The following is a 25,511-nucleotide window of genomic DNA, read 5'->3' as shown; positions in this document are numbered from 1 at the left end:
AACAGCCGCCACGCTGTTCAACAGATGAAAAACTAGGGCTTGCAATTGCCGCTCAAGTTCTTCATAATTCCGCTTCTGCTGCGGGGTGGAGCAGTCTGGCAGCTCGTCGGGCTCATAACCCGAAGGTCGCAGGTTCAAATCCTGCCCCCGCTACCAAGTTTCGAATTGTTGCTTCATCGCAGTGATTCAACTTCTTGGATCGTAAGGACGCATGTTCCCGTCTTTACGCCGACCCAGAGAGGTCGGGCTTTTTTCACGCAAGGGGCCCATCGGGCCCCTTGTTTTTTCCGGAACCGGAAAGTTTGCTGCCGGTTGCCGGGGTTCTACTGGCAATCATCTGATCAGGGCAGTCTGTGAGCGAAAAAGCGACCGAAATCGCGAATCTGCTGAGTCCAACGGTTGAGTCCCTGGGCTTGGAACTGCTGGGCGTGGAATATCTTCCCGCTCCAGGCGGCGCCACATTGCGCCTCTATATCGATGTGCCGTTGGCCGAACAGCCCGAGCGCGTCATCAATGTCGACGACTGCGAGCGCGTGAGCCGCGAGGTCTCTGCCCAGCTCGACGTGGAAGACCCGATCAGCGGCAACTACACGCTGGAAGTGTCATCGCCGGGCGTGGATCGTCCGCTGTTCACGCTGGAACAATTCGCGCGCCATACCGGTGAGTCGGCAAAGATCGTCTTGAAGCTGGCGCAGGATGGCCGGCGCCGCTTCCAGGGCGAGATCCTGCGCATCGATGCCGAGGCAGATGCGGTGGTGTTCGCCGTCGATGGCAAGGACGTGCAGATCGGCTACGACAATATCGACAAAGCGCGCATCGTGCCGGATTGGGTTGCACTGGGTCTGGCACCGCAGAAACCGAACAAGCCCGGCCCGAAGAAACCCGGGCACGAAAAGAAGAAACCATCCAACGAGTCGGCGGCTGGCAAGCCGCGCGCGGAGTGACGAAATGAGCAAGGAACTTTTGCTGGTAGTGGATGCGGTCGCCAATGAAAAGGGCGTGCCGCGCGAAGTGATCTTCGAAGCGATCGAAGCTGCGCTGGCGTCCGCAGCGAAGAAGCGCTATCCCGACCAGGACGTGCTGGCCCGCGTCACCATCGATCACAAGGACGGTACTTACGAAACCTACCGTCGCTGGGAAGTGGTTGCCGATGACGTGGTGATGGAATCCCCTGACCGCCAGGTGCGTCTGATGGATGCCATCGACGAGGCCGACGGCGTGGAAGTGGGCGATTACATCGAAGAGCAGATCGAGAACCCCGACTTCGGCCGTATCGCCGCGCAGGCTGCCAAGCAGGTGATCGTGCAGCGTGTGCGCGAGGCCGAGCGCCAGCAGGTGGTGGATGCGTGGAAGGATCGCGTGGGTGAGTTGATCACCGGCGTGGTCAAGCGTGCAGAGCGCGGCAATATCTTTGTCGATCTTGGCGGCAACGCCGAAGCCTTCATTCCGAAGGACAAGGGCATTCCGCGCGACGTGTTGCGTCCCGGCGACCGCGTGCGCGGCTATCTGGCCGAAGTGCGCTCCGAGCCTCGTGGCCCGCAGCTGTTCATCAGCCGTGCCGCACCGGAATTCATGATCGAGCTGTTCAAGCTCGAGGTGCCGGAAGTCGGTCAGGGCCTGGTCGAGATCAAGGCTTGCGCACGCGATCCGGGCGACCGCGCCAAGATTGCCGTGATCGCGCACGACGCCCGCACCGATCCCATCGGCGCGTGCATCGGCATGCGCGGTTCACGTGTGCAGGCGGTGTCCAACGAGCTCAACGGCGAGCGCGTGGACATCGTGTTGTGGAACGAGAACCCGGCCAACTTCGTCATCAACGCGATGGCGCCTGCCGAAGTGCAGTCGATCATTGTCGATGAAGACAAGCACTCGATGGACCTGGCGGTGGCGGAAGACCGCCTGGCGCAGGCGATCGGCAAGGGCGGCCAGAACGTGCGTCTGGCCAGCCGCCTGACCGGTTGGCAGCTCAATGTGATGACCGCCGACCAGGTGGCCGCTAAGTCCGAGGCCGAGCAGGCCGCGGCACGCCAGCTGTTCATGGACCGCCTGGAAGTGGACGAGGAAATTTCCGCGATCCTGGTCTCCGAAGGTTTCAATACGGTCGAAGAAATTGCCTATGTGCCGGTCGGCGAGTTGCTGGCGGTGGAAGGCTTCGACGAAGACATCGTTGAGGAACTGCGCGCCCGTGCCCGCGATGCGCTGCTGAACGCCGCGCTGGCCGAGGAGGAAGGCCTGGAAGGAACTCAGCCCGCCGAGGACCTGCTGGCGCTGGAGGGGATGGACGAGGAGACGGCTTTTGCGCTGGCCGAGCACGGCGTGCGTACCAGCGAGGACTTGTCCGACCTGGCCGCGGACGAGATCGTCGACTTCGGCATCGAGGGCATGACCCAGGAGCGCGCCGCGGCGCTGATCCTGGCGGCCCGCGCCGAGGAGATCGCCCGTTTGGAGCGCGGCGAATGAGCCGGCAATGAACCGCGCCCTGACCCCATCAGGGCTTAGAATCAGCGTATCCCTTGCTCTGGGCGAGGGGGCGCCAACCAGATCATAGGATCCGAATGTCGCAGCAAACCACCATCCGCAAGCTTGCCGAACTGGTCAACACGCCGGTCGATAAACTGCTGGTTCAACTGGCCGAGGCCGGAATGAAGTTCAGCGGTCCCGACCAGGTCGTGACCAGCACCGAGAAGATGAAACTGCTTGGCTTCCTGCGTCGCACGCATGGCAAGGCGGAAACGTCTGCCGAAGCGGCGAGCGAAGCAGCCAAGAAAATCACGCTCAATCGGCGCAAGCTGCAGGAAGTCACTGTCAACGCCGGCCGCACCAAGACCACGGTCAATGTGGAAGTGCGGCAGAAGCGCACCTACGTGAAGTCCGAGAACGAAGGCAACGGCCGCGCCGCGCCGATGACGCCGGACGAAGAGCGCGCCGATATCCTGCGCAAGCTCGAGGAGTCGCGTCAGCGTAACCTCGAAGAGCAGCAGCGCCTGGCCGAAAGCGACCGTGTGCGCGACGAGGCAATTCAGCGCAAGCGCGAGGAAGAGCAGGCCGCCAAGGACCGTGCAGAAGCCGAGCGCAAGGCTGCCGAGGAAGCCGCTGCGGCTGCCAGTGCGCCGGCCCCGGTTGCTGACGCGCCGACTCCGTCTGCCGCCGCGCCGGCTGCGCGTTCTGCTGCTTCGCCGTCGTCCGCACCGCGTGCGGCGCGCCCGGCCGGCGCATCCCCGGCCTCGCGTCCGGCAGCGCCGGCACGTGCGGACGACCGCAGCAATGCCGCCAAGCATAAGACGCGCGGTTCGCACGTCATGGTGGCCGGTGTCGAAGACGACGATGCGACCAAGCGCTTTGCCGGGCAGTTGCATCTGTCCGCGGCCGATCGCGCGCGACGTTCCAATGTGCGCGGCAAGCCGACCGGCCGCCCGGGTTCGTCGTCCTCGCGTCGTGGTAATGACAACGGCCGTGGCAGCCAGGCCAACAGTGGCCCGCATGGGTTCGAGCGTCCGACCGCACCGGTGGTGCGTGAAGTGGCGATCGGCGAGACCATCACCGTGGCAGACCTGGCGCAGAAGCTCGCGCTCAAGGGCGGCGACGTGGTCAAGGCGTTGTTCAAGATGGGCGTCATGGCGACCATCACCCAGAGCATCGATCACGACACCGCCGCACTGGTGACCGAAGAGCTCGGCCATAAGGCCGTGCGCGCCGACAATGCCGACTTCGAGGACGCACTGCTGGCGCATGCCGAAGATGCGCAGGGCGAAGCCACGTCGCGTCCGCCGGTGGTCACCATCATGGGTCACGTCGATCACGGCAAGACCTCGCTGCTGGACTATATCCGCCGTACCAAGATCGCCTCCGGCGAAGCCGGCGGCATTACCCAGCACATCGGTGCGTACCACGTCGAAACCGGTCGTGGCGTCATCAGCTTCCTGGATACGCCCGGCCATGCCGCATTTACCTCGATGCGTGCCCGTGGGGCCAAGATCACCGACATCGTGGTGCTGGTCGTTGCCGCCGACGACGGCGTGATGCCGCAAACCAAGGAGGCGGTTGCGCATGCCAAGGCGGCAGGCGTACCGCTGATCGTGGCGGTCAACAAGATCGACAAGACCGGCGCCGATCCGCTGCGGGTCAAGAACGAGCTGCTGGCCGAAAACGTAGTGGCCGAAGAGTTCGGTGGCGACACCCAGTTCATCGAAGTCTCTGCCAAGGTCGGTACCGGCGTGGACACGCTGCTGGATGCGATTTCGTTGCAGGCCGAAGTGCTGGAACTCAAGGCCGTGGCCGAGGGCCGCGCCAGCGGTACCGTCATCGAATCCTCGCTGGACAAGGGCCGCGGCCCGGTCGCGACGGTGCTGGTGCAGCAGGGTGCGCTGAAGCGTGGCGACTATCTGGTGTGCGGCATCCAGTACGGTCGCGTGCGTGCGTTGTTCGACGAAACCGGTCATCAGCCGGCCTCGGCGGGCCCGTCGATTCCGGTGCAGGTGCTGGGTTTGTCCGGCGTGCCGGAGGCGGGCGACGACTTCGTGGTCGTCGACGACGAGCGCCTGGCCAAGGACGTGGCGCAGCAGCGCGAAACCAAGCGCCGCGAATCGCGTCTGGTTGCCTCGGCCACCAACCGCATGGAAGACATCCTGGCCCAGATGGGCAAGGGCGAAGGCCAGCAGGTGCTGAACCTGGTGATCAAGGCCGACGTGCAGGGCTCGGTGGAAGCGCTCAAGCAGTCGCTGGTGGCGTTGTCCAACGAGGACATCCGCATCAATGTGATCCACTCCGGCGTGGGCGGCATCACCGAATCGGACGCCAATTCGGCTGCTGCTTCCAAGGCGACGATCATCGGCTTCAACGTGCGTGCGGATGCCTCGGCGCGCAAGATCGTCGAGTCCAACGGCATCGATCTGCGTTACTTCTCGATCATCTATGACGTGATCGATCAGGTGAAGCAGGTGGCCTCCGGTCTGCTCGGCGTGGAAATCCGCGAAGAGATCATCGGCATCGCACAGGTCCGCGATGTGTTCCGCAGCTCGAAGTTCGGCGCGGTTGCAGGCTGCATGGTCATCGAAGGCGTGGTCAAGCGCAGCAAGCCGATCCGCGTACTCCGCGACAGCGTCGTGGTGTTCGAAGGCGAGCTGGAATCGCTGCGTCGCTTCAAGGAAAACGTCGACGAAGTGCGCAACGGTACCGAATGCGGTATCGGCGTGAAGGCTTACAACGACGTCAAGGCTGGCGACCAGATCGAGTGCTTCGAGCGTATCGAAGTGGCCCGTACGCTGTAATGGCTGCCGGGGCCGACCGGCCCCGGACTCCGCTCGACGGAGTTGTCCAATGCAGGTTCTGCAAGGCGAGGGCGGCATGGCCGCCCGCGTTTGTTTTGGCTTCGGTGCCAACTGGCCCTCCGAATCAACCAGGTCCACGACCATGCCAACCAAATCATTCCATCGCACCGACCGGGTGTCTGCGCAGGTGCGTCGCGACCTCGGCACGATCGTGCACGCGGCCGTGCGCGACCATGGCCTGCCGTCGGTCAGCGTGTCCGACGTCGAAATCAGTCGCGACCTGGCGCATGCCAAGGTGTTCGTTACCGCTCTGCAGCAGGAGCGTTCGGCCGAAGCGGTCAAGGGGCTCAAGGAAATCGCCGGCCAGCTGCGTACGCAGTTGGCGCGCGCGATGAAGCTGCGCCATGTGCCGGAGCTGCACTTCCATTACGACGATTCGGTCGATCGCGGCGAACGCATCGACAATCTGCTGCGTGACCTGGACGACGTTGGCCCCGAGGCCACATCCAGCGATGAAGATGCCGAACAGCGCTGAGCGCTGTCACGGCCTGCCGCGCCTGCCGCGACCCTGATTCCCGCGGGCGCACACTGCGCCTGATTCGAGCACCGATCTTTTGAAACCCCGCATCGTCTATCGCCCGTTGCACGGCATCCTGCTGCTGGACAAGCCGGCCGGGTTGAGCTCCAACAATGCACTGCAGGCCGCACGTCGCTTGTTGCGCGCTGAGAAGGGCGGCCATACCGGCAGCCTGGATCCGCTGGCCACCGGCCTGTTGCCGCTCTGTTTTGGCGAAGCCACCAAGATCGCCGGGCTGCTGCTCGGTTCAGCCAAGGCGTACGACGCCGAGATCGTGTTGGGCGTCACCACCGACACCGACGACGCCGACGGCGAGCCGCTGCGCGCGCGTGCGGTGCCGGACCTGAGCGAGGCCGATCTGCAGGCGGCGTTGGCGCCCTTCATCGGCCGTATCCAGCAACAAGCGCCGATTTGTTCCGCGCTCAAGCAGGGCGGCGAGCCGCTGTATGCCAAGGCGCGACGCGGCGAACGCATCGAAGCGCCGGTGCGCGAGGTGGATGTGCAGGCGATCGAGGTGCTGGGCTACAGCGCCCCACGTCTGCGCCTGCGCGTGACCTGCGGCTCGGGCACATATATCCGCAGCCTGGCACGCGACCTGGGCGAGGTGCTGGGATGTGGGGCGCACATCGCCTCGTTGCGTCGGCTGTGGGTGGAGCCGTTTCGCGCTCCACAGATGATTACGCTGGAGGCGTTGTCGGCCGCGCTGGAGGCGGGCGCCGAGGCACAGACACTCTTGCTGCCGATCGAGGCCGGCCTGGCCGATTTTGCGCGAATCGTGCTCGATCAGACCCACGCGGCGCGTTTCCGCATGGGCCAGCGCCTGCGTGACGCCGCATTTCCGGTAGGGCAGGTCGCCGTATTCGGACCTGACGGAACCCCCTCGGGACTAGGCCTGGTCGACGCCGGCGGGCGCTTGTCGCCGCAGCGATTGTTCAATGGACTGAACGAAATTCCGGCCTGTTAAGATTCTGTCAACTTGTTCCCCGGGCCGGGCGACGTTACAATTTCGCGGCCCCGATCGGGGCACCTTTGCGCCAAGCGCGCTCATCCTAAGCAAACGGCGAGTCCGACGGTGCGTCACGCACGTTCCTGTCGACCACGCATCTATCGAGAAAACATCATGTCCGTCGACACCCAGAAAGTTATTGAAGACAACAAGCGCAGCGCCCAGGACACCGGTTCGCCGGAAGTGCAGGTCGCTCTGCTCACCGCGCGCATCGAGCTGCTGACCGGTCACTTCAAGACCCACAAGAAGGATCACCACAGCCGCCGTGGTCTGCTGCAGATGGTCAACCGTCGTCGCAGCCTGCTCGACTACCTGAAGAAGAAGGACAACGAGCGTTACAAGTCCTTGATCGAGAAGCTCGGCCTGCGCCGCTAATCGAGTCCTACCGCCGCGGCGCAGCGATGCGCCGCGGTTTTGTTTTGGTCAATCGCACTCCGTTTCAAGCAAGACGCACTTTTGGGCCGGAGCCTCCCGGCCGCCCGTTCTCGGCATGGGTCGACGACGGTCCAACGCAGACAGCAATACCTAAGGGAAAAAACCTCCGTGGCAAAAATCACCAAAACCTTCCAGTACGGCAAGCACACCGTCACTCTTGAGACGGGCGAAATCGCTCGCCAGGCAGGCGGCGCCGTGATCGTCAAGTTCGACGACACCGTACTGCTGGTCACCGCCGTCGCCGCCAAGAGCGCGCGCGAAGGGCAGGACTTCTTTCCTCTGACGGTCGATTATCAGGAGAAGTTCTACGCTGGCGGCCGCATCCCGGGCGGCTTCTTCAAGCGCGAAGGACGCGCGACCGAGAAGGAAACGTTGATCTCGCGCCTGATCGATCGTCCGATCCGTCCGCTGTTCCCGGAGGACTACAAGAACGAAGTGCAGATCATCGCCACCGTGATGTCGATGAATCCGGACATCGACGGCGACATCGCCGCGCTGATCGGCGCCTCGGCCGCACTGTCGCTGGCCGGCACCCCCTTCAAGGGCCCGATCGGCGCCGCCAAGGTCGGCTACAAGAATGGCGAATACATCCTCAACCCGACCGTGACCGAGCTGAAGGATTCGCAGCTGGAGCTGGTCGTGGCCGGTACCGCCAACGCGGTGCTGATGGTCGAGTCCGAAGCCGAGCTGCTGTCCGAAGAAGTGATGTTGGGCGCAGTGACGTTCGGTCATCGCGAGATGCAGAAGGTCATCAACGTCATCAACGAGCTGACCGTCGAAGCCGGCACCAAGCCGTCCGACTGGGTGGCACCGGCGAAGAACGACGGCATGATCGCCGCACTGAAGGAAGCGGTGGGCGACCAGCTCGCGTCGGCATTCCAGGTGCGCGACAAGTTGCAGCGCCGCGATGCGATTTCGGCGATCAAGAAGGACGTGCTGGGCGCCCTGGCGCCGCGCGCGACCATCGAAGGCTGGGCTGCCGGTGATCTGGCCAAGGAATTCGGCGAGCTGGAATACCAGACCATGCGTGGTTCGGTGTTGAGCAGCAAGGTGCGCATCGACGGCCGTGCACTGGACACCGTGCGTCCGATCAGCGCCGAGGCCGGCGTGTTGCCGCGTACCCATGGCTCGGCGCTGTTTACCCGCGGCGAGACGCAGGCGATCGTGATCACCACGCTGGGCACCGCGCGCGACGGTCAGGTCATCGACGCAGTGTCGGGCGAGTACAAGGAAAACTTCCTGTTCCATTACAACTTCCCTCCGTATTCGGTGGGCGAGTGCGGTCGTTTCGGTGCGCCAAAGCGTCGCGAAATCGGCCACGGCCGCCTGGCCAAGCGCGGCGTGCTGGCCGTGATGCCGACTCTGGAAGAATTCCCGTACACCATTCGCGTGGTCTCGGAAATCACCGAGTCCAACGGTTCTTCCTCGATGGCTTCGGTCTGCGGCAGCTCGCTGGCGCTGATGGATGCCGGCGTGCCGATCAAGGCGCCGGTCGCAGGTATCGCGATGGGTCTGGTCAAGGAAGGCAATGACTTCGTCGTGCTCTCCGACATCCTGGGTGACGAAGATCACCTCGGCGACATGGACTTCAAGGTGGCCGGTACTGCCGAAGGCGTGTCCGCGCTGCAGATGGACATCAAGATCGAAGGCATCACCGAAGAGATCATGAAGCAGGCATTGCAGCAGGCCAAGGCTGGCCGTCTGCACATCCTGGGCGAGATGGCGCATGCGCTGACCACCCCGCGTCAGGAGCTGAGCGACTACGCGCCGCGCCTGCTGACCATCAAGATCCACCCGGACAAGATCCGCGAAGTGATCGGCAAGGGTGGCTCGACCATCCAGGCCATCACCAAGGAAACCGGCACGCAGATCGACATCCAGGACGATGGCACGATCATCATCGCTTCGGTCAACGCGATTGCCGCGCAGGCTGCCAAGTCGCGCATCGAGCAGATCACCTCGGACGTGGAGCCGGGCCGCATCTACGAAGGCAAGGTCGCCAAGATCATGGACTTCGGTGCGTTCGTCACCATCCTGCCGGGCAAGGACGGCCTGGTGCACGTGTCGCAGATTTCCAGCGAGCGCGTGGAGAAGGTCGGCGACAAGTTGAAGGAAGGCGATCTGGTCCGCGTCAAGGTGCTGGAAGTGGACAAGCAGGGCCGCATCCGTCTGTCGATCAAGGCAGTGGAAGAAGGCGAAGGCGTGCAGGCGTCGGCGGAGTAATCGCCGCGTGCTGATGCATCACGCATGATGCATGGCAAGAAAGCGGGCTTCGGCCCGCTTTTTTGTTGTGGCTAGCGCGGCTGCTTGACTCCTGCTCGCACCAAGAGGAAATGCATGGCGTCGGACAAGGGGCGCCGCATCGTGCAGTTGATGTGCCGCGTCGGCGTTGCGGCCTCGTCCTACCCACACCCGTCGCCAGCAGCTTTTTCCCTTCTCCTACCGGAAGAAGGCGGCGCGTAGCGCCGGATGAGGGTATGGGCGGAGCCTGGTGCTGTGAACTGAGCGAAGCCTCCGTCACGTAGCCTCACCCCAAGCCTTCTCCCGCAGGAGAAGGGCTTTGAATCCGTCTCTACTCAGGTTGCTGTTGTTGTGGCGGCGCCGGCTGGGCTTCCGGGCGTGGTGGCACGACGCGTGGGAAGCCCGGCGGCATTGTTTGTTCTGTAGGCACGGTGTCGGGTGTGGGCAGTGGCGCGGTCGGTGTCGGCGCAACCATTGCCGCGTCAGGACGCAGTTTCAACAGTGCGGCCCAGTCGCGGCGATTGAAGTCGCACAGTTCTTCGTGCGCCGGCGTGCATTCGCTGGCGATACCCAAGCTGTCTTCGTTCTGATCCTGGTTGCTGTCCGATTGCGGTGTTGGCAATACCACGCGGCCGGCGCGGTCCAGCGGCATCTTGCGCATAATCACCGTGTTGAACACGTTGCCGCCGATCAGATACAACGTGCGATCGCCGCCGACATTGGCGGCCACCACGACATCGCAATGCGACTGCCACGGCATCGGCGCACTGCCGCCCAGCGCGGCTTTCAGGCCGGCATAGCCCAACGCAGTACTGCGGCCGCGCAGCAGACACAGCAGATCGCCTGGCGCCGGCTTCTCGACTGCAGGATCGGTGAACCGGTACGGGCCGGTAGCGCCGTCGTTGTAGGCGCTGCGGATGTAATCCAGATGGCGCGCGGAGCGATGAAAACCGCTCAACCCCGATTGCGTCATTACCCAGGAGATGAAAGCGGCCGACCATGGGTTGTCGATCAGGAATGCACGGCAGTCGCTGGCGGTGTAGCGCGTACCATCCAGTGCCGCGCAGCTCGATGCGCCGGGGCGTCCGCCCATCGACGCAAGCGTGCCGCTGTCGCGCCAGTAGCCTGCAACGCGTTGCCAGGCGACCACGCCATGATCGGCGAGATAGCCCGATTCGGCTTCGGTAACGCCAAGGCTGGCCAGGCGGCCCTTGGCATCGATAAACGGGCGTTGCCACAGCCGATGCTCATTGCAGGCGTTGCGCACGATGGCGATCGCGGCGGGACTCGTTCCGAACCGTGGCGGGATATCGCACACTTCCGCAGCCGCAGCGCTGCTTCCGATACCTGCCAGCAAGAAGCAGATCCACGGCCAAGCTTTGACGGTCATTGCAGGTCCTGCACGGAAACAATCGCAGCAGGCTGCCAGAGCCGGCTGCGCGCACGCGTGAAATCAGCGCTTCGGCGGCGGGCCGAGTTTGAGCGATAGATCCACTGCCTGCACGTGCTTGGTGAGCCCGCCAATCGAAATGCAGTCCACCCCGTCTTCGGCAATGGCGCGAATGCCGGCCAGATCCACGCTGCCGGAGACCTCCAGCGGAATGCGTCGTTCCGGCGGTAATGCAGCAACGATACGCACCGCTTCTCGGCGCATGGCCTGGTCGAAGTCGTCGATCAGGATGCGCGTGCAACCAACCTGCAATGCTTCGCGTAGCTGCTCCAGCGTTTCCACTTCGACCACCAGCGGCAACTGCGGTTGCTGCGCGCGTGCGGCATGCACGGCCGCGCTCAACGAACCGGCGGCGCGAATGTGATTTTCCTTCAGCATCACCGTGTCGAACAGGCCGATACGGTGATTGTCGCCACCGCCGCAGCGCACGGCGTATTTCTGCGCGGCGCGCAGGCCCGGCAGCGTCTTGCGTGTGTCCAGAATGCGCGCGTGCGTCCCGGCCACCGCAGCCACATATGCCGCGGTGGTGGTCGCCGTGGCAGACAGCGTCTGCATGAAATTGAGCGAGGTGCGTTCGGCGCTGACCAGGCTGCGGCTGCGACCGTGCAGCAGCGCGAGCACCGTGCCGGCTCCGACGTGCTGGCCTTCATGCACCTGCCAGTCGATGCGTACCTGCGGGTCGAGCGCGCGGTGGGTGGCATCGAACCAGGGGCGGCCGGCGATGACCGCATCCTGCTTGCACAGCAGGTAGGCACTGTCGGCCTGGTCGGGCAGCAGCGCGGCGGTGACATCGCCGCTGCCGATGTCTTCGGCCAGGGCGCGCGCCACATCCGCTTCGATCGATTCGACGGGCGGCGCGTCCGGCACGTTGGTGCGCACGGGCAGGCTCACTTCTCGGGGAAGTCGGCGATTTGTGCGGTGGCGATGGCTTCTTCGGCCAGCAGCACCGGAATGCCGTCGTCGACGCGGAAGATCTGCTTGCGGTCGCGGGTGATCAGCGCTTCACGCAGCGGCTGGGTTTGTGCGGCGCCGTCGGCGCGCTGCAGGGTTCCGCCTGCGATGGCGGCATTGAGTGCTTCCAGGCCCTTGCCGTCGAGCAGCGAAAGCGGCTGGCGGGTGTCGGGCGAGCACAGCAGGTCGAGCAATTTGCGATCCATCGAAGTCTTGTCTTGCGTGGAGATTGGCTAGAATACGTCTTTACCGCAGGGCAGGGCCATGACCTCCAACCACTCCGCGCCGCTGGTCGGCATCGTGATGGGTTCCCGTTCGGACTGGGAGACCATGCAACACGCAGCTCAGAAGCTCGACGCGCTGGGCGTGCCGTACGAAGTCAAGGTGGTCTCGGCGCACCGCACCCCGGACGTCTTGTTCGCCTACGCCGAACAGGCGGGCGCCCGTGGACTGCGCGCCATCATCGCCGGCGCCGGCGGCGCGGCGCATCTGCCGGGCATGCTGGCTGCCAAGACTGCAGTGCCGGTGCTTGGCGTGCCGGTGCAGTCCAAGGCGTTGAACGGCATGGATTCGCTGCTGTCGATCGTGCAGATGCCGGCCGGTATTCCGGTGGCCACCTTTGCCATCGGCAATGCAGGTGCGGCCAATGCGGCGTTGTTTGCGGCGGCCATGCTGGCGCCGGAGCAGACGCAGATCGGTCAGGCGCTGGCGCAATTCCGCGCCAAGCAGACCGACGATGTCATGGCCAGCGACGACCCACGCCAATGAGCACGGTCGGCATTCTCGGTGGCGGCCAGCTGGCGCGCATGCTGGTACTGGCCGGTGCACCGCTCGGCATACGCTTTGCGGTCTTCGATCCGGCAGCCGATGCATGCGCTGGCCAGGTGGCACCGCTGCAGGTTGGCGCGTTCGATGACGTGGCGACCCTTGCCGCATTCGCCGAGCAGGTGGATGTGATCACCTTCGATTTCGAAAACGTGCCGGCCACCAGCGCGCAGCAACTCGCTGCCCGGGTGCCGGTGTTTCCCAGTCCGGCTGCGCTTGCGGTTGCGCAGGACCGGCTCAGCGAAAAAACCTTGTTCCGCGAGCTCGGCATTCCGGTGCCCGAGTTTGCCGCAATCGACGACCGCGCCGGCCTGGATGCAGCGCTCGCACGGATCGGCACGCCCTGCGTGCTGAAGACGCGCCGCTTCGGCTACGACGGCAAGGGCCAGTTCCGTATCAAGTCGCTCGCCGATGCCGATGCAGCGTGGGACGCGCTTGGCGCACAGGCGGCGCACGTCGGATTGATCGTGGAAGCGTTCGTGCCGTTCCAGCGCGAGGTCAGCGTGGTTGCAGTGCGCGGGCGCGATGGCGAATTCCGCGCCTGGCCATTGACCGAAAATTGGCATGTGGACGGTGTGCTGTCGGCCAGCCTGGCACCGGCGAGGGTGGAGGCGGCGCTACAAGCCTCGGCCGAATCGCACGCGCGTGCCGTGGCGGAAAGGCTCGACTATGTCGGCGTATTTGCGCTGGAACTGTTCGTGCGCGACGGTGAGTTGCTTGCCAACGAAATGGCGCCGCGCGTGCATAACTCGGGGCATTGGACCATCGAAGGCGCCGAGACCTCGCAATTCGAAAATCATGTGCGGGCCGTCCTTGGCTTGCCATTGGGCAGTACTGCGATGCGCGGCCACGCCTGCATGCTCAACTGGCTGGGCGCGATGCCAGACGCCAGGGCGTTCCTGGCGGTGCCCGGTGGGCATTGGCACGACTACGGCAAGCAAGCGCGCGATGGACGCAAGGTGGGGCACGCAACGCTGCGCGCGGAGACAGCGCAGGCGCTGGCGCTGGCAGTGAGCGATGCCGGCGCTGCGCTGCAGCGCGATGCGCAGGCTCGTCCAGTGGTTGCGCGTTTGAACGAAGGCTGATGCGCGCAGCGTCTCGGTGGTGATCGCATGCGACGCCGCGCGCCGTCTGCGAGGGCGCGTCGGTATCGGAAGCGGACCCGTTCTGCGATGTTCCAGCAGATGAGCCAGTCCGCATTTGCGGCTGAACGCTGAGCGGCCAGGTCAGCCCAGCCGGCTTGCGACAAAATCCCAGTTCACCAGCTTCCAGAACGCTTCCAGATAACGCGCGCGATCCTGCTGGTAGTCCAGGTAGTACGCATGCTCCCAGATGTCGCAGGCGAGCAGCGGGATGTCCGGCCCGGTGAGCGGGGTGGAGGCGTTGGGTGTGGCGACCACTGCCAGCGTGCCATCCGGGCGCTGCACCAGCCACACCCAGCCCGAGCCGAAGCTGCTCAACGCCACACGCGTGAACTCCTGCTTGAAATGCACGAAGTCGCCGAACGATTTGGCGATGCCGTCGCCCAGCCGTCCAAGTGGCTCCCCGCCAGCACGCGGCCGCAGGCACTGCCAATAGAAATTGTGGTTCCACACCTGTGCGGCCAGATGAAACAGCGTGCCCTGCGCCTGCGCGATGATCTCTTCCAGCGTCAACTCGGCAAATTCGCTGCCTTCGATGCGCGCGTTGAGCTGTTCGACCTCGCTGCGGTGACAGACGCCGTGATGCGCCTCCAGTGTTGCGGCGGACAGATGCGGCTCCAGGGCAGCGCGGGAGTAGGGCAGTGCAACGTGTTCGATCGGCATGATGGCAGTGGCAGCGAAGGGAGTGCGGCGATAGGTCGCGCTGAAGGCTTACAATGCGCGCCTTTGCGGAAGTCTATCCGACCCGGCGGTCGGGCCTGCCGCTCCCAGTCAGGAGAGTCCAATGCCGGTGATGGAACGGATCCAGGCCGAAGTCGAACAACACCCGATCGTGCTGTTCATGAAAGGCACCCCGCAATTTCCGATGTGCGAGTTTTCCAGTCGCGCCGTGCAGGCCTTGGTGGCCGCCGGTGCCGACCAACTGCGTACGGTCAACGTGTTGGAAGAGCCCGAAGTGCGCGCAAATCTGCCGCGCTACTCCAACTGGCCCACGTTTCCGCAGCTGTTCATCCATGGCGAGCTGATCGGCGGCTGCGACATCACGTTGGAACTATTCGAGGCCGGCGAGCTCAAGCGCATTGTCAGCGAGGCGTACCAGCCGTGAGTTCGGTGCAGGCCCAGCCGCAGTCGGCCGCCTTGTCGGGACGGGTCGTGCTGGTCACCGGCGCCGCCGGCGGCCTCGGCGCCGCCGCGGCGCAGGCATGTGCGGCTGCAGGCGCCACGGTGGTCCTGCTTGGTCGCAAGGTGCGCCCGCTGGAGCGCATCTACGACGCGGTGGCAGCGCTGGGTGCCGAGCCGCTGCTGTATCCGCTGGATCTGGCCGGCGCCACGCCGGACGACTACGCCACGCTTGCGCAACGGTTGCAGACCGAACTTGGTGGTCTGCATGGCCTGCTGCAGTGCGCTGCCGACTTTTCCGGCCTGACGCCAACCGAACTGGCCTCACCTGCAGATTTCGCACGCACCCTGCACGTCAACCTGACCGCGCGCGCCTGGCTGACCCAGGCGTGTCTGCCGTTGTTGCGGCAGCAGGACGATGCGGCAGCTGTCTTCGTGGTGGACGACCCCGCGCGTGTGGGTCGGGCCTATTGGGGGGCGTATGGCGCCGCCCAACATGCGCAGCGCGGCTTGATCGCCACCTTGCATCATGAAACCGCCGCCGGCCCGGTGCGCGTCAGCGGCCTGCAGCCCGGCCCGATGCGCACCGCATTGCGCGCACGCGCATTCACCCATCACGAAGACAACGACGCGGTCGATGCCGCACGTTACGCACCTGCATGCGTCAGCGTGCTGTCGGCCGCAGGGGCGACGCATCGCGGTGCGATCTGGAGTCCGTCGGTATGACCATTCTTTCCGCGGCGCTGCTGCTGTTCCTGATTCTCGACCCGCTGGGCAACATTCCGGTGTTTCTCAGCGTGCTCAAGCCGCTGCCACCCAAGCGCCAGCGCTTCGTGCTTGCGCGTGAACTGCTGATCGCCCTGTGCGTGTTGATGGCGTTTCTGTGGGGCGGCAAGTACGCGCTGGAGCTGATGCACCTGCGCCAGGAGTCGGTGGCCATTGCCGGCGGCATCGTGCTGTTCGTGATCGGCATCCGCATGATCTTCCCGCGGCCCGAAGGCCTGATGGGCGAGATCCCCGACGGCGAGCCCTTCATCGTGCCGCTGGCGATCCCGCTGGTGGCCGGCCCGTCCGGCATGGCCGCGGTGATGCTCATGGGCAGCAACGAGCCCACGCGGCTGTGGGACTGGAGCCTCGCCCTGATGATCGCCTGGATCGGCGCCTCGTCGATCCTGGCCGCCGCGCCGCTGTTATACAAACTGCTCGGCCACCGCGCCCTGACGGCCATCGAGCGCTTGATGGGCATGCTGCTGGTCGCCATCTCGGTACAGATGTTCCTGGACGGCCTGGGCACGTATTTCAAGCTGCCGGTGTCGATCTAGCGCAGCAGCTCCCGGCGGCTTGCCGATCGCGTCGCGTGTGGACGTCGACGCGCGCCGATGGCCTGGATTCAACCCGCGTCAGCTGTGGTGACGTGCCCACGGTCCATGGTGACGGCGGCCAGCGCAGCGTCGCGTCCGAAAAGTGGCGGTGCGGCGTGATGGTCTCTGGACGAGGAAGACGGCACAGCACCTGGCCGCTCGCGCCTGCCTTGAGGCCGATCCGTCAGTGACGCAAGAGTGCAGGTGGAATGTCATATTCGGTAGGGTGCTTAGACAGTGACGCCACCATGCGCAGCACGCACGCGGTGGCCGAATGGAGGCGTTTGGGCAAATTGACCCTATCTCGCGACTTTGCGGCGCCAGAGGCGCGACGTGCGTCTCGCTCCGGTTGCGACCTTGCACGATTTGGCGATTGCGCCCCTAACTTCGCAGTTCATGTAGCAGTGCGCGAAGTTTGTCACGCCGTCGTCACAATCAGGCCTTAGCGTGTTAATCTGTTGTTAACCGTTGCGGCAGCAACCAGTCGCGCGGCAAGGGACCCCAGATCATCGGCAGCCCACCCCCGGGAACGGTTGGGCTGACTGCGCCTTTTTGTCACTGCCCAACCTGTATCGAGGCTACCGAAATGACCCACCCCCGTTATCTCCGCATGTCCAAGCTGACGCTTGGCCTTGTCGCCGCGCTCGCCGCCGCTCCTGTATTTGCGCAAAGCACCTCGGCTGGCGTCGCCGGCCTGGTGACCGGCAGTGGCGGCCAGCCCGTCCCGAACGCCGAAGTCACCATCACGCATGTGGAGTCCGGAACGGTCAGCCGCGCCACCACCGATGCCAGCGGACGCTATAACGCGCGTGGCTTGCGTGTGGGCGGGCCGTACACCATCACCATTACCGCTTCGGGCGCTGGCAACACCACCCGCGAAGGCGTGTATCTGAATCTGGACAAGGTCAACCAGGTCGATGCCGCCCTGGGCGGCGATCTGGCGACGCTGGGCACCGTGCAGGCAATCGCCGGCAATTACGGCTCGGCCATTTTCAGCGCGAACAAGATGGGCACCGGCACCAACGTGACCCGCGAAGAAATCGAGTCGCTGCCATCGATCAACCGTAACCTGCAGGACTATGTGCGCCTGGATCCGCGCGTTGCGCAAACCGACAAGGCCCGCAACGAAATCTCCATCGCCGGCCAGAACCCGCGTTACAACGCGATCCGCGTCGACGGCATCAGCACCAACGACGCCTTCGGTCTGGAATCCAACAGCCTGCCGACCCCGCGCCAGCCGTTCTCGATGGACGTCATCGATGAAATCTCGGTGGACGTGGCCAACTACGACGTTACGATCAGTGGCGGCACCGGTGGCGTGATCAATGCCGTCACCAAGTCGGGCACCAACGAATTCCATGGTTCGGTCTACGGCACTTATCGCGAGAACGACTGGTCGGGCAAGAATCAGAACAACATCCGCCCGCAGCTATTCGACAACGAAGCGACGTATGGTCTGACCCTTGGCGGCCCGATCGTCAAGGACAAATTGTTCTTCTTCGCCAACTACGAGAAGTACAAGGGCAAGGGTGTGTTTACCGGTAACAGTGGCTATGGTCCGGCCGGTTCTGGTGCCAGCAATGAAGTCGGTATTACCCAGGCGCAGGTCGATCAGGTGATCGATATCTCGCGCAATGTCTATGGCTTCGACCCTGGGACCCTGGCCTTGCCGGCTTTGGATTCTGATTCGGAAGAGAAGGGCTTCAAGCTGGATTGGAACATCAGCGATAAGCATCGTGGTTCGTTCCGCTATGGCAAGTCCGAGCAGAGCACGGCCAATCTCAACGGGTTTGGCAACAACCAGCTGGCGTTGAACTCGTACCACTATGTGCGCGACTTCGAGCTCGAAACCTACACCGGTCAGTTGTTCAGCGATTGGACCGATACTTTCTCGACCGAAGCCAAGGTGTCTTATCGCGATTACTCGGCAGTTCGTACTGCGGCATCGCAGTTGCCGGCCATAGCTGTGCGTTTTGGCAACAACACCTTAAATCTTGGTACTGAAGCCAATACTCAGGCTAACGAGTTGCGCACCGAAACCTGGAACGCGTTCTTCGCCGGCACGCTGTTCTTGAATGACCATACGGTCAAGTTCGGGTTCGACTACGAAGACAACGACATCTACAACTTGTACGGTCCGCGTGTCTTCGGCAGCTATACCTTCAATTCGGTTGCCAACTATCAGGCGAATCTGCCGAACGCGTATCGTTACTCGTATTCGCCCACCGGGATCGATAATATCGCTGCGAAGTGGGGCATGCGGAACGTGGGCGTGTTCTTGCAGGATTCTTGGGCCGTCAATAGCAACCTGACGCTGAACTTCGGCCTGCGTTACGACGAACCGATGGTGAAGAACTCACCGCAGTTCAACCAGGCTGCGTTCAACGCATTCGGTCTTCGCAATGATGAAACCATTGACGGCAATGGCTTGTGGCAGCCGCGCTTTGGTTTCAACTACACCTTCGATGCAGATCGTCCGACCCAGCTGCGTGGCGGTGTTGGTCTGTTCCAGGGTGCTGCCGCGTCGGTTTGGTTGTCCAACCCGTATTCCAATACGGGTTTGGCTTACACCGATTACAACTTCAATAACGCCTCCAACAGTGGTATCCGCTTCACGCCGGATATCAACAACCAGCCGCGCGGAACATCGGGCGCCACGCAGTCGGTCGACTTTGTTGACAAGGATCTGAGTCAGCCGTCCGTTTGGAAAGCAAACCTCGCGTTCGATACCGAGTTGCCGTGGTACGGCATCGTCGCCTCGATGGAAGGCGTGGTGACCAAAGTCAAGGAAGCGATTTATTACCAGCAGCTCAATCTCGGTAATCCGACGGCAGTTGGCCAGGATGGTCGTGACATCTACTGGAACGCCAATGGCCGCAATCCGGCTAACTGGAATTCCCTGGGTAATGCATGTCTCCGCGAGACGGGTGTTGCGGCTGGCTCGTCATGTGTGAACAGCGGTACCGATATTCGTGCTGGTCGCAACATGAGCTTCAACGATGCCATCATTGCGCGCCCCACCGATCAGGGTGGCTCACAGAGTTTCACTGTCGGCTTGAACAAGCCGTTCAATGACAGCGACTGGTCGTGGAGCTTGGCTTATACCTACTCGAACGCGAAGGAAGTCAGCGGTCTGACCAGTTCCACTTCGAGTTCGCAGTTGCTCAACACCGCAACCTTCCAGGCGAATGAAGAGGTCAATGCAACCTCTGCATACGAAATTAAGGACAGTTTCCTGGGTACGCTGCAGTGGAAGCATAATTTCTTCGGCGATTTTGCAACGAAGGTCGGTCTTGTGTATCAAGGCCGTAGCGGTCGTCCCTATAGCTATACGTTCGACAACGATGCCAATGGCGACGGTCGCTCCAACGACCTGTTGTATATCCCGGCGGCGCGCGGCGATGTGCTGTTCCGTAACGCGGCCGAAGAAAACGCGTTCTGGAATTACGTCAACAATGACCAGTACTTGTCCACGCACAAGGGCCAGGTTGCCGGTCGCAATGCGGTGCGTAATTCGTGGGTCAACCAGTTCGATCTACACATCGAGCAGGAGCTTCCTGGTTTCTTCGATGGCAACAAGGCGCAGATCTGGGTCGACGTCATGAACGTGGGTAACCTGCTCAACAAGAAGTGGGGCCGCGTCGATGAGTACGCGTTCCCGGGCTTCAAGGGTGTTGCTGAATACGGCGGTATCGATGCAGCGACCGGCAAGTACGTTTACCGCTTCAACGAGCCGGATGCCGCGACCATCTACGACGACAAGGGCATCTCCCGCTGGGCGCTGCAGCTGGGCTTCCGCTACCAGTTCTAAAGCCGGCTAGCGTGTCGATGTTTGCAAAAACGGCCGGGGTCTCCCGGCCGTTTTCTTTTGTGCGGGTGAGTACGCTAAAGTTCCGTGCATACGACAGGAGCATGCTATGGAACTCAGCAGTACGGCAGCACGGGCGCTGCCGGTGGTGGATGCGCGGATCTACCCGCGTGGTGGTCTGGATGTGTTGTCCAAGGCAGAAGTAGCACGGTTGCGCGACGCATCCAGCGGTGGCATGCATGAGCTGTTGCGCCGCTGTGCGCTGGCCGTGCTGACCAGCGGAAGCGCATCGGACGACCCGCGCGCCGCACGCGATCTCTACCCGGATTTCGACATCCAGGTGAACCAGCAAGACCGCGGCATCCGCATCGATCTGACCAACGCGCCGGCAATGGCGTTCGTCGATGGCGAGATCATCCGCGGCGTGGCCGAGCTGTTGTTTGCCGTCGTGCGCGACCTCGCCTACATGGCCATCGAGCTCGAAGCGCAGCGCGCCGACCTGGACACCAGCGAAGGCATCACCAATGCCGTGTTCGGTCAGCTGCGTAATGCGCGCATCCTGCAGCCGTTGGACCCGAACCTGGTCGTGTGCTGGGGCGGCCATTCCATCTCGCGCGATGAATACCTCTACACCAAGCAGGTCGGCTACGAGCTTGGCTTGCGTGGGCTGGATATCTGCACCGGCTGCGGCCCGGGCGCCATGAAGGGTCCGATGAAGGGCGCCACCATCGCGCATGCCAAGCAGCGCAAGCACAATACCCGCTACATCGGCGTCACCGAGCCCGGCATCATTGCCGCCGAATCGCCGAACCCGATCGTCAACCATCTGGTGATCATGCCGGACATCGAGAAGCGCCTTGAGGCCTTCGTCCGCATCGGGCACGGCATCCTGGTCTTCCCAGGCGGCGTCGGTACCGCAGAGGAAATTCTCTATCTGCTCGGCATCCTGCTACGCGAAGAAAACGCGGATGTGCCGTTCCCGCTGATCCTCACCGGCCCGACCATCGCCGCGCCGTACTTCGAGCAGATCGACCGTTTCATTCGCCTCACCCTGGGGGACGCTGCCGCCTCGCGCTACGAGATCATCGTCGGCGACCCGGTCGCCGTGGCGCGCCGTATGGCCGAGGGGGTTCACGGAGTGCGCGCACACCGCAAGGACCAGAAAGACTCGTATTACTTCAACTGGTCCGTGCACATCCCGCTCGAGTACCAGCAGCCCTTCGAGCCCAGTCACGAAGCGATGGCCGCGCTGGACCTGCACCACGGCCGCCCGGCGCCGGCCCTTGCCGCCGACCTGCGCCGTGCCTTCTCCGGCATCGTCGCCGGCAACGTCAAGGAAGACGGCATGCGCCGCATCGAGGAATTCGGCCCCTTCGAAATCCACGGCGATCCCGAGATCATGCAGGCCCTGGACGAACTCCTGCGCGGCTTCGTCGAGCAGCGCCGGATGAAGATCTCGGGGGACTACCGGCCTTGTTATCGGGTGGTGACGTAGCTTAGCGAGACGGTATCTCTGCGAGCGGGGCATGCAGGGCAGCCAGAAATTGGTCGCCCTGCGTCATAGTTTGAAGTCCCATTCTGCTGTCAAGATCGTGCAGCCGGGCACGGACGGCGGCAAGCCCTACTTGGTGTCCGGTACGGGCTGTCGTCTTGTCAGGCGGCAGGGGGCTGCTGACTTCTACGACAATCGTGTCCGATGTTTGGCGGACTTCTACGACTATCTGCGAGGCCCCCGGGCGAAGTTCCACGCCGTGGCGAATAGCATTCTCAACGAGGGGCTGGATAGATAGAGAGGGAACTGTCACGGGGGGGATCGCATCAGGAACCTTCCACACGATGCTCAGGCGTTCCCCGAAGCGGAGTTGCTCGATATCCAGATAGTGCTTTGCGATATCTAGTTCCTTGGAAAGGAGTATATGCTCTGGCCCCGCCAACGTCGCTCGAAATAATTCTGCCAGATCCATTAACAAACATTCGGCACGGGCTGGATTTAGGCGTACGAGCGCTGCTCCCGTATTGAGTGTATTGAACAGAAAGTGCGGTTGGATTCTTGCCCTCAACGCTTCCAGCTCGAACTGCTTTGCACGGATTGCATATTGGCGTGCGCGCCAATGTGTGTGGAAGGCCCACATACCCAACAATCCAACGGTCAGCGCGATGCCTTCGGTCCGCAGCAGCAGTTCCAGCCAGTTGCGCGTACCCATTGACCACCCGCCACCCACTACCGCCATTGCAACAAACAGCACTAACGCTGCGGCAATTAGCAGAAGCGCAAGAGTGAACTTGGCGATGGTGACTGGGCGTGCCTGCCTGAGGTGATGGCGAAATATGTAGAGGCCGGCCAAAGTCAGGAGTGCCGTCCATTGCGTCATGAATGACGTGATTCCGAAGCTGATCCAGCCGATCTGTGTGCCAGGCGATAAGCTCAGGGCTGCCGCTATTGCTTCTGCCACGAGCACGACGCACGCCAAAGTACGAGAGTCCCACAGGGCTTCCAGGAAGGGTTCGCCGTTAGCAGTTGGCATCGGGAGGGTGGGCTCGGAGGTCTGCTACACATCATGCCCGTGTCTTGAGCGGTTGGGGAAACTGCCTTTCACCCATCCGTAGTGGCCGTCCGTCGTCAAGCATTGGTAGCTGGGGCAAGCCTTGGGTAGGGTGCACCCATGTATTTGGCTGCCTGGGGAGGCTGCCGTATGACCTGTATTCGGCGCCCGGCATTCCGGGTGCAGCTCGGCTTCTCGCTAATCGAAATGATGGTGACGATCATCGTATTGGCGATCGTCATGGCAATTGCGTTCCCAAACTTCACGGCGCTTATCAATAGCAATCGGCTGTCGGCTGCGGCAAACGAGCTGTCCGCATCACTCCAGCTCGCCCGTTCTGAGGCGGTGCGTAGTAACGCCAGTGTGACCCTTTGCCCATCCAATGACGGTGCAACGTGCGCAAATAGCGGCAACTGGGCGCGTTGGATCGTATTGCGTGGCACCGAAGTGTTGCGTGTCAGTGAAGTCAGGCCGCAGTTGCTGGTGAGCGTAAGCTCCGCGATCTCTTCCGCTAACTCCCGGATTGTCTTTCGCCCTGACGGACTTGCGCGTGACTCCACTGGCGCAAGGCTCCTGGTAGGGGCCGTGTCGATCTGTATGGCGACCACGCGGCCGCCAGAGAACCAACGCATGGTGGCAATAGCAGGGGGCAGCCGTGTAGCAATAACACGCGGAACAGACCCGCAGTGCCAGACGCCCGCCGATGCACCAGCTTTGATGTGAGGAAAAGGCAGATGAGAACGCCAGCGATAGAAAGTCGCCGACGTCAGGCTGGTGTCAGCCTGATCGAGGTTTTGATTTCAGTTGTGATCCTCGGTATTGGCATGCTTGGAATTGCTGCAATGCAGGCCCGTGCACTTCAGAACAACAGCAGTTCTCTTGAACGTAGCCAGATGGTCGTTCAGTCGTACGCGATTCTGGACGCGATGCGCGCGAATCTTGCCGCTGCGCGCGCGGGGGCATACAACATCGCGATGACATGTAACGTTCCTGCTGGAGGCAATCTTGCTGCCAATGATCGACGAGACTGGATCACTGCCTTGAAGTCGAGTATGGGAGCAACGGCTTGCGGTTCCATCCAGTGCGAGGCCAATGGGGTGCGTTGCACTGTTTCAGTGCGCTGGGACGACAGTCGTGCAACTGCACTCGGGTCCAGCGATAATTCGGCGCAGCGCGAATTCAGCGTGGTTACCCGACTATGAGTAAGGTCTACTCTTTGCGCAAATCGGTGCCTGGTTTTACGCTGATTGAGCTGCTGATTTCTCTGGTACTGGGATTGTTGGTGACATTGGCTGCTATCGGCCTGTTCCTAACGAGTCGTCGCACTGCAGCTGCCACTGATAGTCTTAGCCGTGTTCAAGAAAATGCGCGTATCGCCTTTGAGTTAATGGCGCGCGATATTCGAGAGGCTGGCGGTAATCCCTGCAACAGTAGCAATAACATGGCAATGGTGAACGTGCTGAATGCACCGACATCGCGTTGGTGGACCAACTGGAACGTCGGTACTACAAACGGAACCCTTCAAGGATATGACGGGGCCACAGCGATTCCGGGAATCAGTTTTGGCACGACAACCGTAGGCCAACGGATTGCCGGTACAGACGCGTTATCGCTGCTGTCATCCGGAGATGCCACGGCGGTCGTGACGGCGCATGCCCCGGCCGCTGCAACATTTACAGTTAATACTGCATCTCACGGCATGATTCCTGGCGACTTGTTGATGGTGTGTGGGCCCAATGCCGAGACGGGCGGGGTGATGCGTCTGGGAGCTATTTTCCAGATGACAGGTGCGGCAGGTACGGTCTCAATTGCTCACGGAGCGAGCGGCGCGCCTGGGAATGCTACCAATCGCCTCGGCCTGGGTGGCTCTCTTTTTACCTTCGGCCCTAACGCCACGATTACCCGTCTCAATGCGTCAGCTTGGTATATCGGTACCAATGGGCGTACCAGAGGGCTTTACCAGTCCACTCTGATCAACACGGGCGGGGTCGCCAGTGTCCAGGCGCAGGAAGTTGCAGAAGGTGTGCAGAACATGGCGGTGACCTATCTAGTTGATGGAACCACAAGTTATGGAGATGCGGTGAGCACTGCCGGCCGTTGGAGCCAGGTAACCGCAGTCAGGATCACTTTGACGCTGGCAGGAACCGATCGTGACGGTGTGGACAATGCAGCGCTGTCACGCACTGTAAGCCAGGTCATTACTCTCAGGAATAGGGCTCCATGAGCGGATTTCCTTCAGTTTCACGTCCACTGCGGCAAAAGGGCGTCTCGCTGGTTGTAGTGCTCATCCTGCTGCTCATCATGACGCTGCTCGGATTAGCAGTCTTACGGAGCACTGTCCTTGAAGAGCGCATGAGCGCAAATTTGGTGGATCGCAACCTCAGTTTTCAGGCGGCTGAAGCAGCGCTTCGTGAAGGTGAGGCACTTGCTGCAAGTCGTACCAACGCCGAGCACACTGCGATTGCCGCGGCTGCGGCTGGCGGGGCGTGTGCTAATGGCGTTTGCCCGAGGCCGGATGCGACAGCCGTTGAGCGATGGAAAAACACAAGTTTTGGTGGCTGGCGCGCAGCAACTACCAGTGTCGGCTCAATCGCGTCGGCGCCGCAATTTTTTATCGAATACATGGGTACATCGGAGACGTGGCTGGAATGCAATCTCGATCCTCGCTACACAGGCAGCGATATCTGCTTGCGCCCTGTGTACCGCGTCACCGCACGAAGTGAAGCGGCGGGTCGAGCCAGCGTGATTGTTCAATCCAACTTTATCGTTCCTTAGGGAGTTGTTGC

The 25,511-nt window shown here is 62.6% G+C and carries 23 protein-coding genes and 1 tRNA gene; 19 read left to right on the top strand and 5 right to left on the bottom strand.

Going from position 1 to position 25,511, the window contains the following annotated elements; genetic code table 11:
• Positions 1 to 79 precede the first annotated feature (79 nt).
• The 8 genes from ACCQ00_RS13345 (at position 80) to pnp (ending at position 9,508) form a co-directional block, all read left to right on the top strand.
• A tRNA-Met gene (locus ACCQ00_RS13345) sits at positions 80 to 156 on the top strand.
• A gap of 197 nt (positions 157 to 353) precedes the next feature.
• Positions 354 to 944, top strand: coding sequence for a ribosome maturation factor RimP (rimP, locus tag ACCQ00_RS13340; protein WP_039567183.1), 591 nt, complete (start codon positions 354 to 356; stop codon positions 942 to 944).
• Positions 945 to 948: 4 nt separating this feature from the next.
• Positions 949 to 2,460: a transcription termination factor NusA gene (gene nusA, locus ACCQ00_RS13335; RefSeq protein WP_017156099.1), complete on the top strand. Its 1,512-nt coding sequence runs from the start codon at positions 949 to 951 to the stop codon at positions 2,458 to 2,460.
• A 95-nt stretch (positions 2,461 to 2,555) separates the two neighbouring features.
• Positions 2,556 to 5,267: a translation initiation factor IF-2 gene (infB, locus tag ACCQ00_RS13330; protein ID WP_039567181.1), complete on the top strand. Its 2,712-nt coding sequence runs from the start codon at positions 2,556 to 2,558 to the stop codon at positions 5,265 to 5,267.
• A 142-nt stretch (positions 5,268 to 5,409) separates the two neighbouring features.
• Positions 5,410 to 5,802, top strand: a complete 393-nt coding sequence (rbfA, locus tag ACCQ00_RS13325; RefSeq protein WP_005914265.1) for a 30S ribosome-binding factor RbfA — start codon at positions 5,410 to 5,412, stop codon at positions 5,800 to 5,802.
• 79 nt (positions 5,803 to 5,881) lie between these two features.
• Complete coding sequence (gene truB / locus ACCQ00_RS13320; RefSeq protein ID WP_372353949.1) at positions 5,882 to 6,808, top strand: tRNA pseudouridine(55) synthase TruB; 927 nt, start codon at positions 5,882 to 5,884, stop codon at positions 6,806 to 6,808.
• A gap of 156 nt (positions 6,809 to 6,964) precedes the next feature.
• On the top strand, positions 6,965 to 7,225 hold the full coding sequence (rpsO, locus tag ACCQ00_RS13315; RefSeq protein ID WP_003485583.1) for a 30S ribosomal protein S15: 261 nt from the start codon (positions 6,965 to 6,967) through the stop codon (positions 7,223 to 7,225).
• 168 nt (positions 7,226 to 7,393) lie between these two features.
• On the top strand, positions 7,394 to 9,508 hold the full coding sequence (gene pnp / locus ACCQ00_RS13310; protein ID WP_039567177.1) for a polyribonucleotide nucleotidyltransferase: 2,115 nt from the start codon (positions 7,394 to 7,396) through the stop codon (positions 9,506 to 9,508).
• 349 nt (positions 9,509 to 9,857) lie between these two features.
• Here the strand turns inward: pnp and ACCQ00_RS13305 are convergent, their stop codons facing one another.
• The 3 genes from ACCQ00_RS13305 to ACCQ00_RS13295 form a co-directional block, all read right to left on the bottom strand.
• The gene (locus ACCQ00_RS13305; RefSeq protein ID WP_039567176.1) at positions 9,858 to 10,916 is read right to left on the bottom strand and encodes a DUF2272 domain-containing protein; all 1,059 of its coding nucleotides are present in this window, start codon (positions 10,914 to 10,916) and stop codon (positions 9,858 to 9,860) included.
• Positions 10,917 to 10,979: 63 nt separating this feature from the next.
• The gene (nadC, locus tag ACCQ00_RS13300) at positions 10,980 to 11,867 is read right to left on the bottom strand and encodes a carboxylating nicotinate-nucleotide diphosphorylase (RefSeq protein WP_039567174.1); all 888 of its coding nucleotides are present in this window, start codon (positions 11,865 to 11,867) and stop codon (positions 10,980 to 10,982) included.
• Complete coding sequence (locus ACCQ00_RS13295) at positions 11,864 to 12,133, bottom strand: Trm112 family protein (RefSeq protein WP_008570984.1); 270 nt, start codon at positions 12,131 to 12,133, stop codon at positions 11,864 to 11,866. The genes nadC and ACCQ00_RS13295 overlap by 4 nt, the downstream gene beginning before the upstream one ends.
• A 58-nt stretch (positions 12,134 to 12,191) precedes the next feature.
• On the opposite strand from ACCQ00_RS13295, the gene purE reads away from it, so the two are divergent.
• Both purE and ACCQ00_RS13285 read left to right on the top strand, forming a co-directional pair.
• The gene (purE, locus tag ACCQ00_RS13290) at positions 12,192 to 12,695 is read left to right on the top strand and encodes a 5-(carboxyamino)imidazole ribonucleotide mutase (protein ID WP_003485592.1); all 504 of its coding nucleotides are present in this window, start codon (positions 12,192 to 12,194) and stop codon (positions 12,693 to 12,695) included.
• Complete coding sequence (locus ACCQ00_RS13285) at positions 12,692 to 13,837, top strand: 5-(carboxyamino)imidazole ribonucleotide synthase (protein ID WP_039567172.1); 1,146 nt, start codon at positions 12,692 to 12,694, stop codon at positions 13,835 to 13,837. The genes purE and ACCQ00_RS13285 overlap by 4 nt, the downstream gene beginning before the upstream one ends.
• A 141-nt stretch (positions 13,838 to 13,978) precedes the next feature.
• Here ACCQ00_RS13285 and ACCQ00_RS13280 read toward each other — a convergent pair whose 3' ends face one another.
• Positions 13,979 to 14,557: a superoxide dismutase gene (locus ACCQ00_RS13280; protein ID WP_017158757.1), complete on the bottom strand. Its 579-nt coding sequence runs from the start codon at positions 14,555 to 14,557 to the stop codon at positions 13,979 to 13,981.
• A gap of 121 nt (positions 14,558 to 14,678) precedes the next feature.
• Between ACCQ00_RS13280 and grxD the strand changes: the two genes are divergently transcribed.
• The 5 genes from grxD (at position 14,679) to ppnN (ending at position 21,677) form a co-directional block, all read left to right on the top strand.
• Positions 14,679 to 14,999 (top strand): Grx4 family monothiol glutaredoxin, encoded by a 321-nt coding sequence (grxD, locus tag ACCQ00_RS13275; RefSeq protein ID WP_003485599.1) that lies wholly within the window; start codon positions 14,679 to 14,681, stop codon positions 14,997 to 14,999.
• Complete coding sequence (locus ACCQ00_RS13270; RefSeq protein ID WP_017156109.1) at positions 14,996 to 15,739, top strand: SDR family NAD(P)-dependent oxidoreductase; 744 nt, start codon at positions 14,996 to 14,998, stop codon at positions 15,737 to 15,739. The genes grxD and ACCQ00_RS13270 overlap by 4 nt, the downstream gene beginning before the upstream one ends.
• Positions 15,736 to 16,335 (top strand): YhgN family NAAT transporter, encoded by a 600-nt coding sequence (locus ACCQ00_RS13265; RefSeq protein ID WP_003485603.1) that lies wholly within the window; start codon positions 15,736 to 15,738, stop codon positions 16,333 to 16,335. Before ACCQ00_RS13270 ends, ACCQ00_RS13265 begins: the two co-directional genes overlap by 4 nt.
• A gap of 625 nt (positions 16,336 to 16,960) precedes the next feature.
• Entirely contained in the window at positions 16,961 to 20,185 is a 3,225-nt protein-coding gene (locus ACCQ00_RS13260; RefSeq protein ID WP_017154672.1) for a TonB-dependent receptor, read from the top strand.
• A gap of 106 nt (positions 20,186 to 20,291) precedes the next feature.
• On the top strand, positions 20,292 to 21,677 hold the full coding sequence (gene ppnN / locus ACCQ00_RS13255; RefSeq protein WP_017154671.1) for a nucleotide 5'-monophosphate nucleosidase PpnN: 1,386 nt from the start codon (positions 20,292 to 20,294) through the stop codon (positions 21,675 to 21,677).
• A gap of 1 nt (position 21,678) precedes the next feature.
• Here ppnN and ACCQ00_RS13250 read toward each other — a convergent pair whose 3' ends face one another.
• The gene (locus tag ACCQ00_RS13250; RefSeq protein ID WP_017154670.1) at positions 21,679 to 22,707 is read right to left on the bottom strand and encodes a sensor histidine kinase; all 1,029 of its coding nucleotides are present in this window, start codon (positions 22,705 to 22,707) and stop codon (positions 21,679 to 21,681) included.
• 168 nt (positions 22,708 to 22,875) lie between these two features.
• On the opposite strand from ACCQ00_RS13250, the gene ACCQ00_RS13245 reads away from it, so the two are divergent.
• Genes ACCQ00_RS13245 through ACCQ00_RS13230 form a run of 4 tightly spaced genes read left to right on the top strand, consistent with a single transcriptional unit; the run spans position 22,876 to position 25,500 of the window.
• Entirely contained in the window at positions 22,876 to 23,448 is a 573-nt protein-coding gene (locus ACCQ00_RS13245) for a GspH/FimT family pseudopilin (RefSeq protein WP_046830564.1), read from the top strand.
• Between the two features lie 11 nt (positions 23,449 to 23,459).
• On the top strand, positions 23,460 to 23,927 hold the full coding sequence (gene pilV, locus ACCQ00_RS13240) for a type IV pilus modification protein PilV (protein WP_046830565.1): 468 nt from the start codon (positions 23,460 to 23,462) through the stop codon (positions 23,925 to 23,927).
• Complete coding sequence (locus ACCQ00_RS13235) at positions 23,924 to 24,949, top strand: PilW family protein (RefSeq protein WP_039567168.1); 1,026 nt, start codon at positions 23,924 to 23,926, stop codon at positions 24,947 to 24,949. Before pilV ends, ACCQ00_RS13235 begins: the two co-directional genes overlap by 4 nt.
• Positions 24,946 to 25,500 carry a pilus assembly PilX family protein gene (locus ACCQ00_RS13230; protein WP_046736096.1) on the top strand — a complete coding sequence of 185 codons (555 nt, stop codon included), beginning with the start codon at positions 24,946 to 24,948 and terminating at the stop codon, positions 25,498 to 25,500. The genes ACCQ00_RS13235 and ACCQ00_RS13230 overlap by 4 nt, the downstream gene beginning before the upstream one ends.
• The last annotated feature ends 11 nt before the right edge of the window (positions 25,501 to 25,511 follow it).

This window comes from Xanthomonas sp. NCPPB 3761 (assembly GCF_041475705.2).
In the GTDB taxonomy this organism is placed as follows: domain Bacteria; phylum Pseudomonadota; class Gammaproteobacteria; order Xanthomonadales; family Xanthomonadaceae; genus Xanthomonas; species Xanthomonas phaseoli.
This window is presented reverse-complemented; position numbering and strand designations above follow the sequence as displayed.

What these genes read in the sequence shown, in the direction of transcription:
- nusA (WP_017156099.1), top strand. Translation starts at nt 949, where the DNA reads ATGAGCAAGGAACTTTTGCTGGTAGTGGATGCGGTCGCCAATGAAAAG.
- infB (WP_039567181.1), top strand. Translation starts at nt 2,556, where the DNA reads ATGTCGCAGCAAACCACCATCCGCAAGCTTGCCGAACTGGTCAACACG.
- rbfA (WP_005914265.1), top strand. Translation starts at nt 5,410, where the DNA reads ATGCCAACCAAATCATTCCATCGCACCGACCGGGTGTCTGCGCAGGTG.
- rpsO (WP_003485583.1), top strand. Translation starts at nt 6,965, where the DNA reads ATGTCCGTCGACACCCAGAAAGTTATTGAAGACAACAAGCGCAGCGCC.
- ACCQ00_RS13305 (WP_039567176.1), bottom strand. Translation starts at nt 10,916, where the DNA reads ATGACCGTCAAAGCTTGGCCGTGGATCTGCTTCTTGCTGGCAGGTATC.
- ACCQ00_RS13295 (WP_008570984.1), bottom strand. Translation starts at nt 12,133, where the DNA reads ATGGATCGCAAATTGCTCGACCTGCTGTGCTCGCCCGACACCCGCCAG.
- purE (WP_003485592.1), top strand. Translation starts at nt 12,192, where the DNA reads ATGACCTCCAACCACTCCGCGCCGCTGGTCGGCATCGTGATGGGTTCC.
- ACCQ00_RS13285 (WP_039567172.1), top strand. Translation starts at nt 12,692, where the DNA reads ATGAGCACGGTCGGCATTCTCGGTGGCGGCCAGCTGGCGCGCATGCTG.
- ACCQ00_RS13280 (WP_017158757.1), bottom strand. Translation starts at nt 14,557, where the DNA reads ATGCCGATCGAACACGTTGCACTGCCCTACTCCCGCGCTGCCCTGGAG.
- grxD (WP_003485599.1), top strand. Translation starts at nt 14,679, where the DNA reads ATGCCGGTGATGGAACGGATCCAGGCCGAAGTCGAACAACACCCGATC.
- ACCQ00_RS13265 (WP_003485603.1), top strand. Translation starts at nt 15,736, where the DNA reads ATGACCATTCTTTCCGCGGCGCTGCTGCTGTTCCTGATTCTCGACCCG.
- ACCQ00_RS13260 (WP_017154672.1), top strand. Translation starts at nt 16,961, where the DNA reads ATGACCCACCCCCGTTATCTCCGCATGTCCAAGCTGACGCTTGGCCTT.
- ppnN (WP_017154671.1), top strand. Translation starts at nt 20,292, where the DNA reads ATGGAACTCAGCAGTACGGCAGCACGGGCGCTGCCGGTGGTGGATGCG.
- ACCQ00_RS13250 (WP_017154670.1), bottom strand. Translation starts at nt 22,707, where the DNA reads ATGCCAACTGCTAACGGCGAACCCTTCCTGGAAGCCCTGTGGGACTCT.
- ACCQ00_RS13245 (WP_046830564.1), top strand. Translation starts at nt 22,876, where the DNA reads ATGACCTGTATTCGGCGCCCGGCATTCCGGGTGCAGCTCGGCTTCTCG.
- pilV (WP_046830565.1), top strand. Translation starts at nt 23,460, where the DNA reads ATGAGAACGCCAGCGATAGAAAGTCGCCGACGTCAGGCTGGTGTCAGC.
- ACCQ00_RS13235 (WP_039567168.1), top strand. Translation starts at nt 23,924, where the DNA reads ATGAGTAAGGTCTACTCTTTGCGCAAATCGGTGCCTGGTTTTACGCTG.
- ACCQ00_RS13230 (WP_046736096.1), top strand. Translation starts at nt 24,946, where the DNA reads ATGAGCGGATTTCCTTCAGTTTCACGTCCACTGCGGCAAAAGGGCGTC.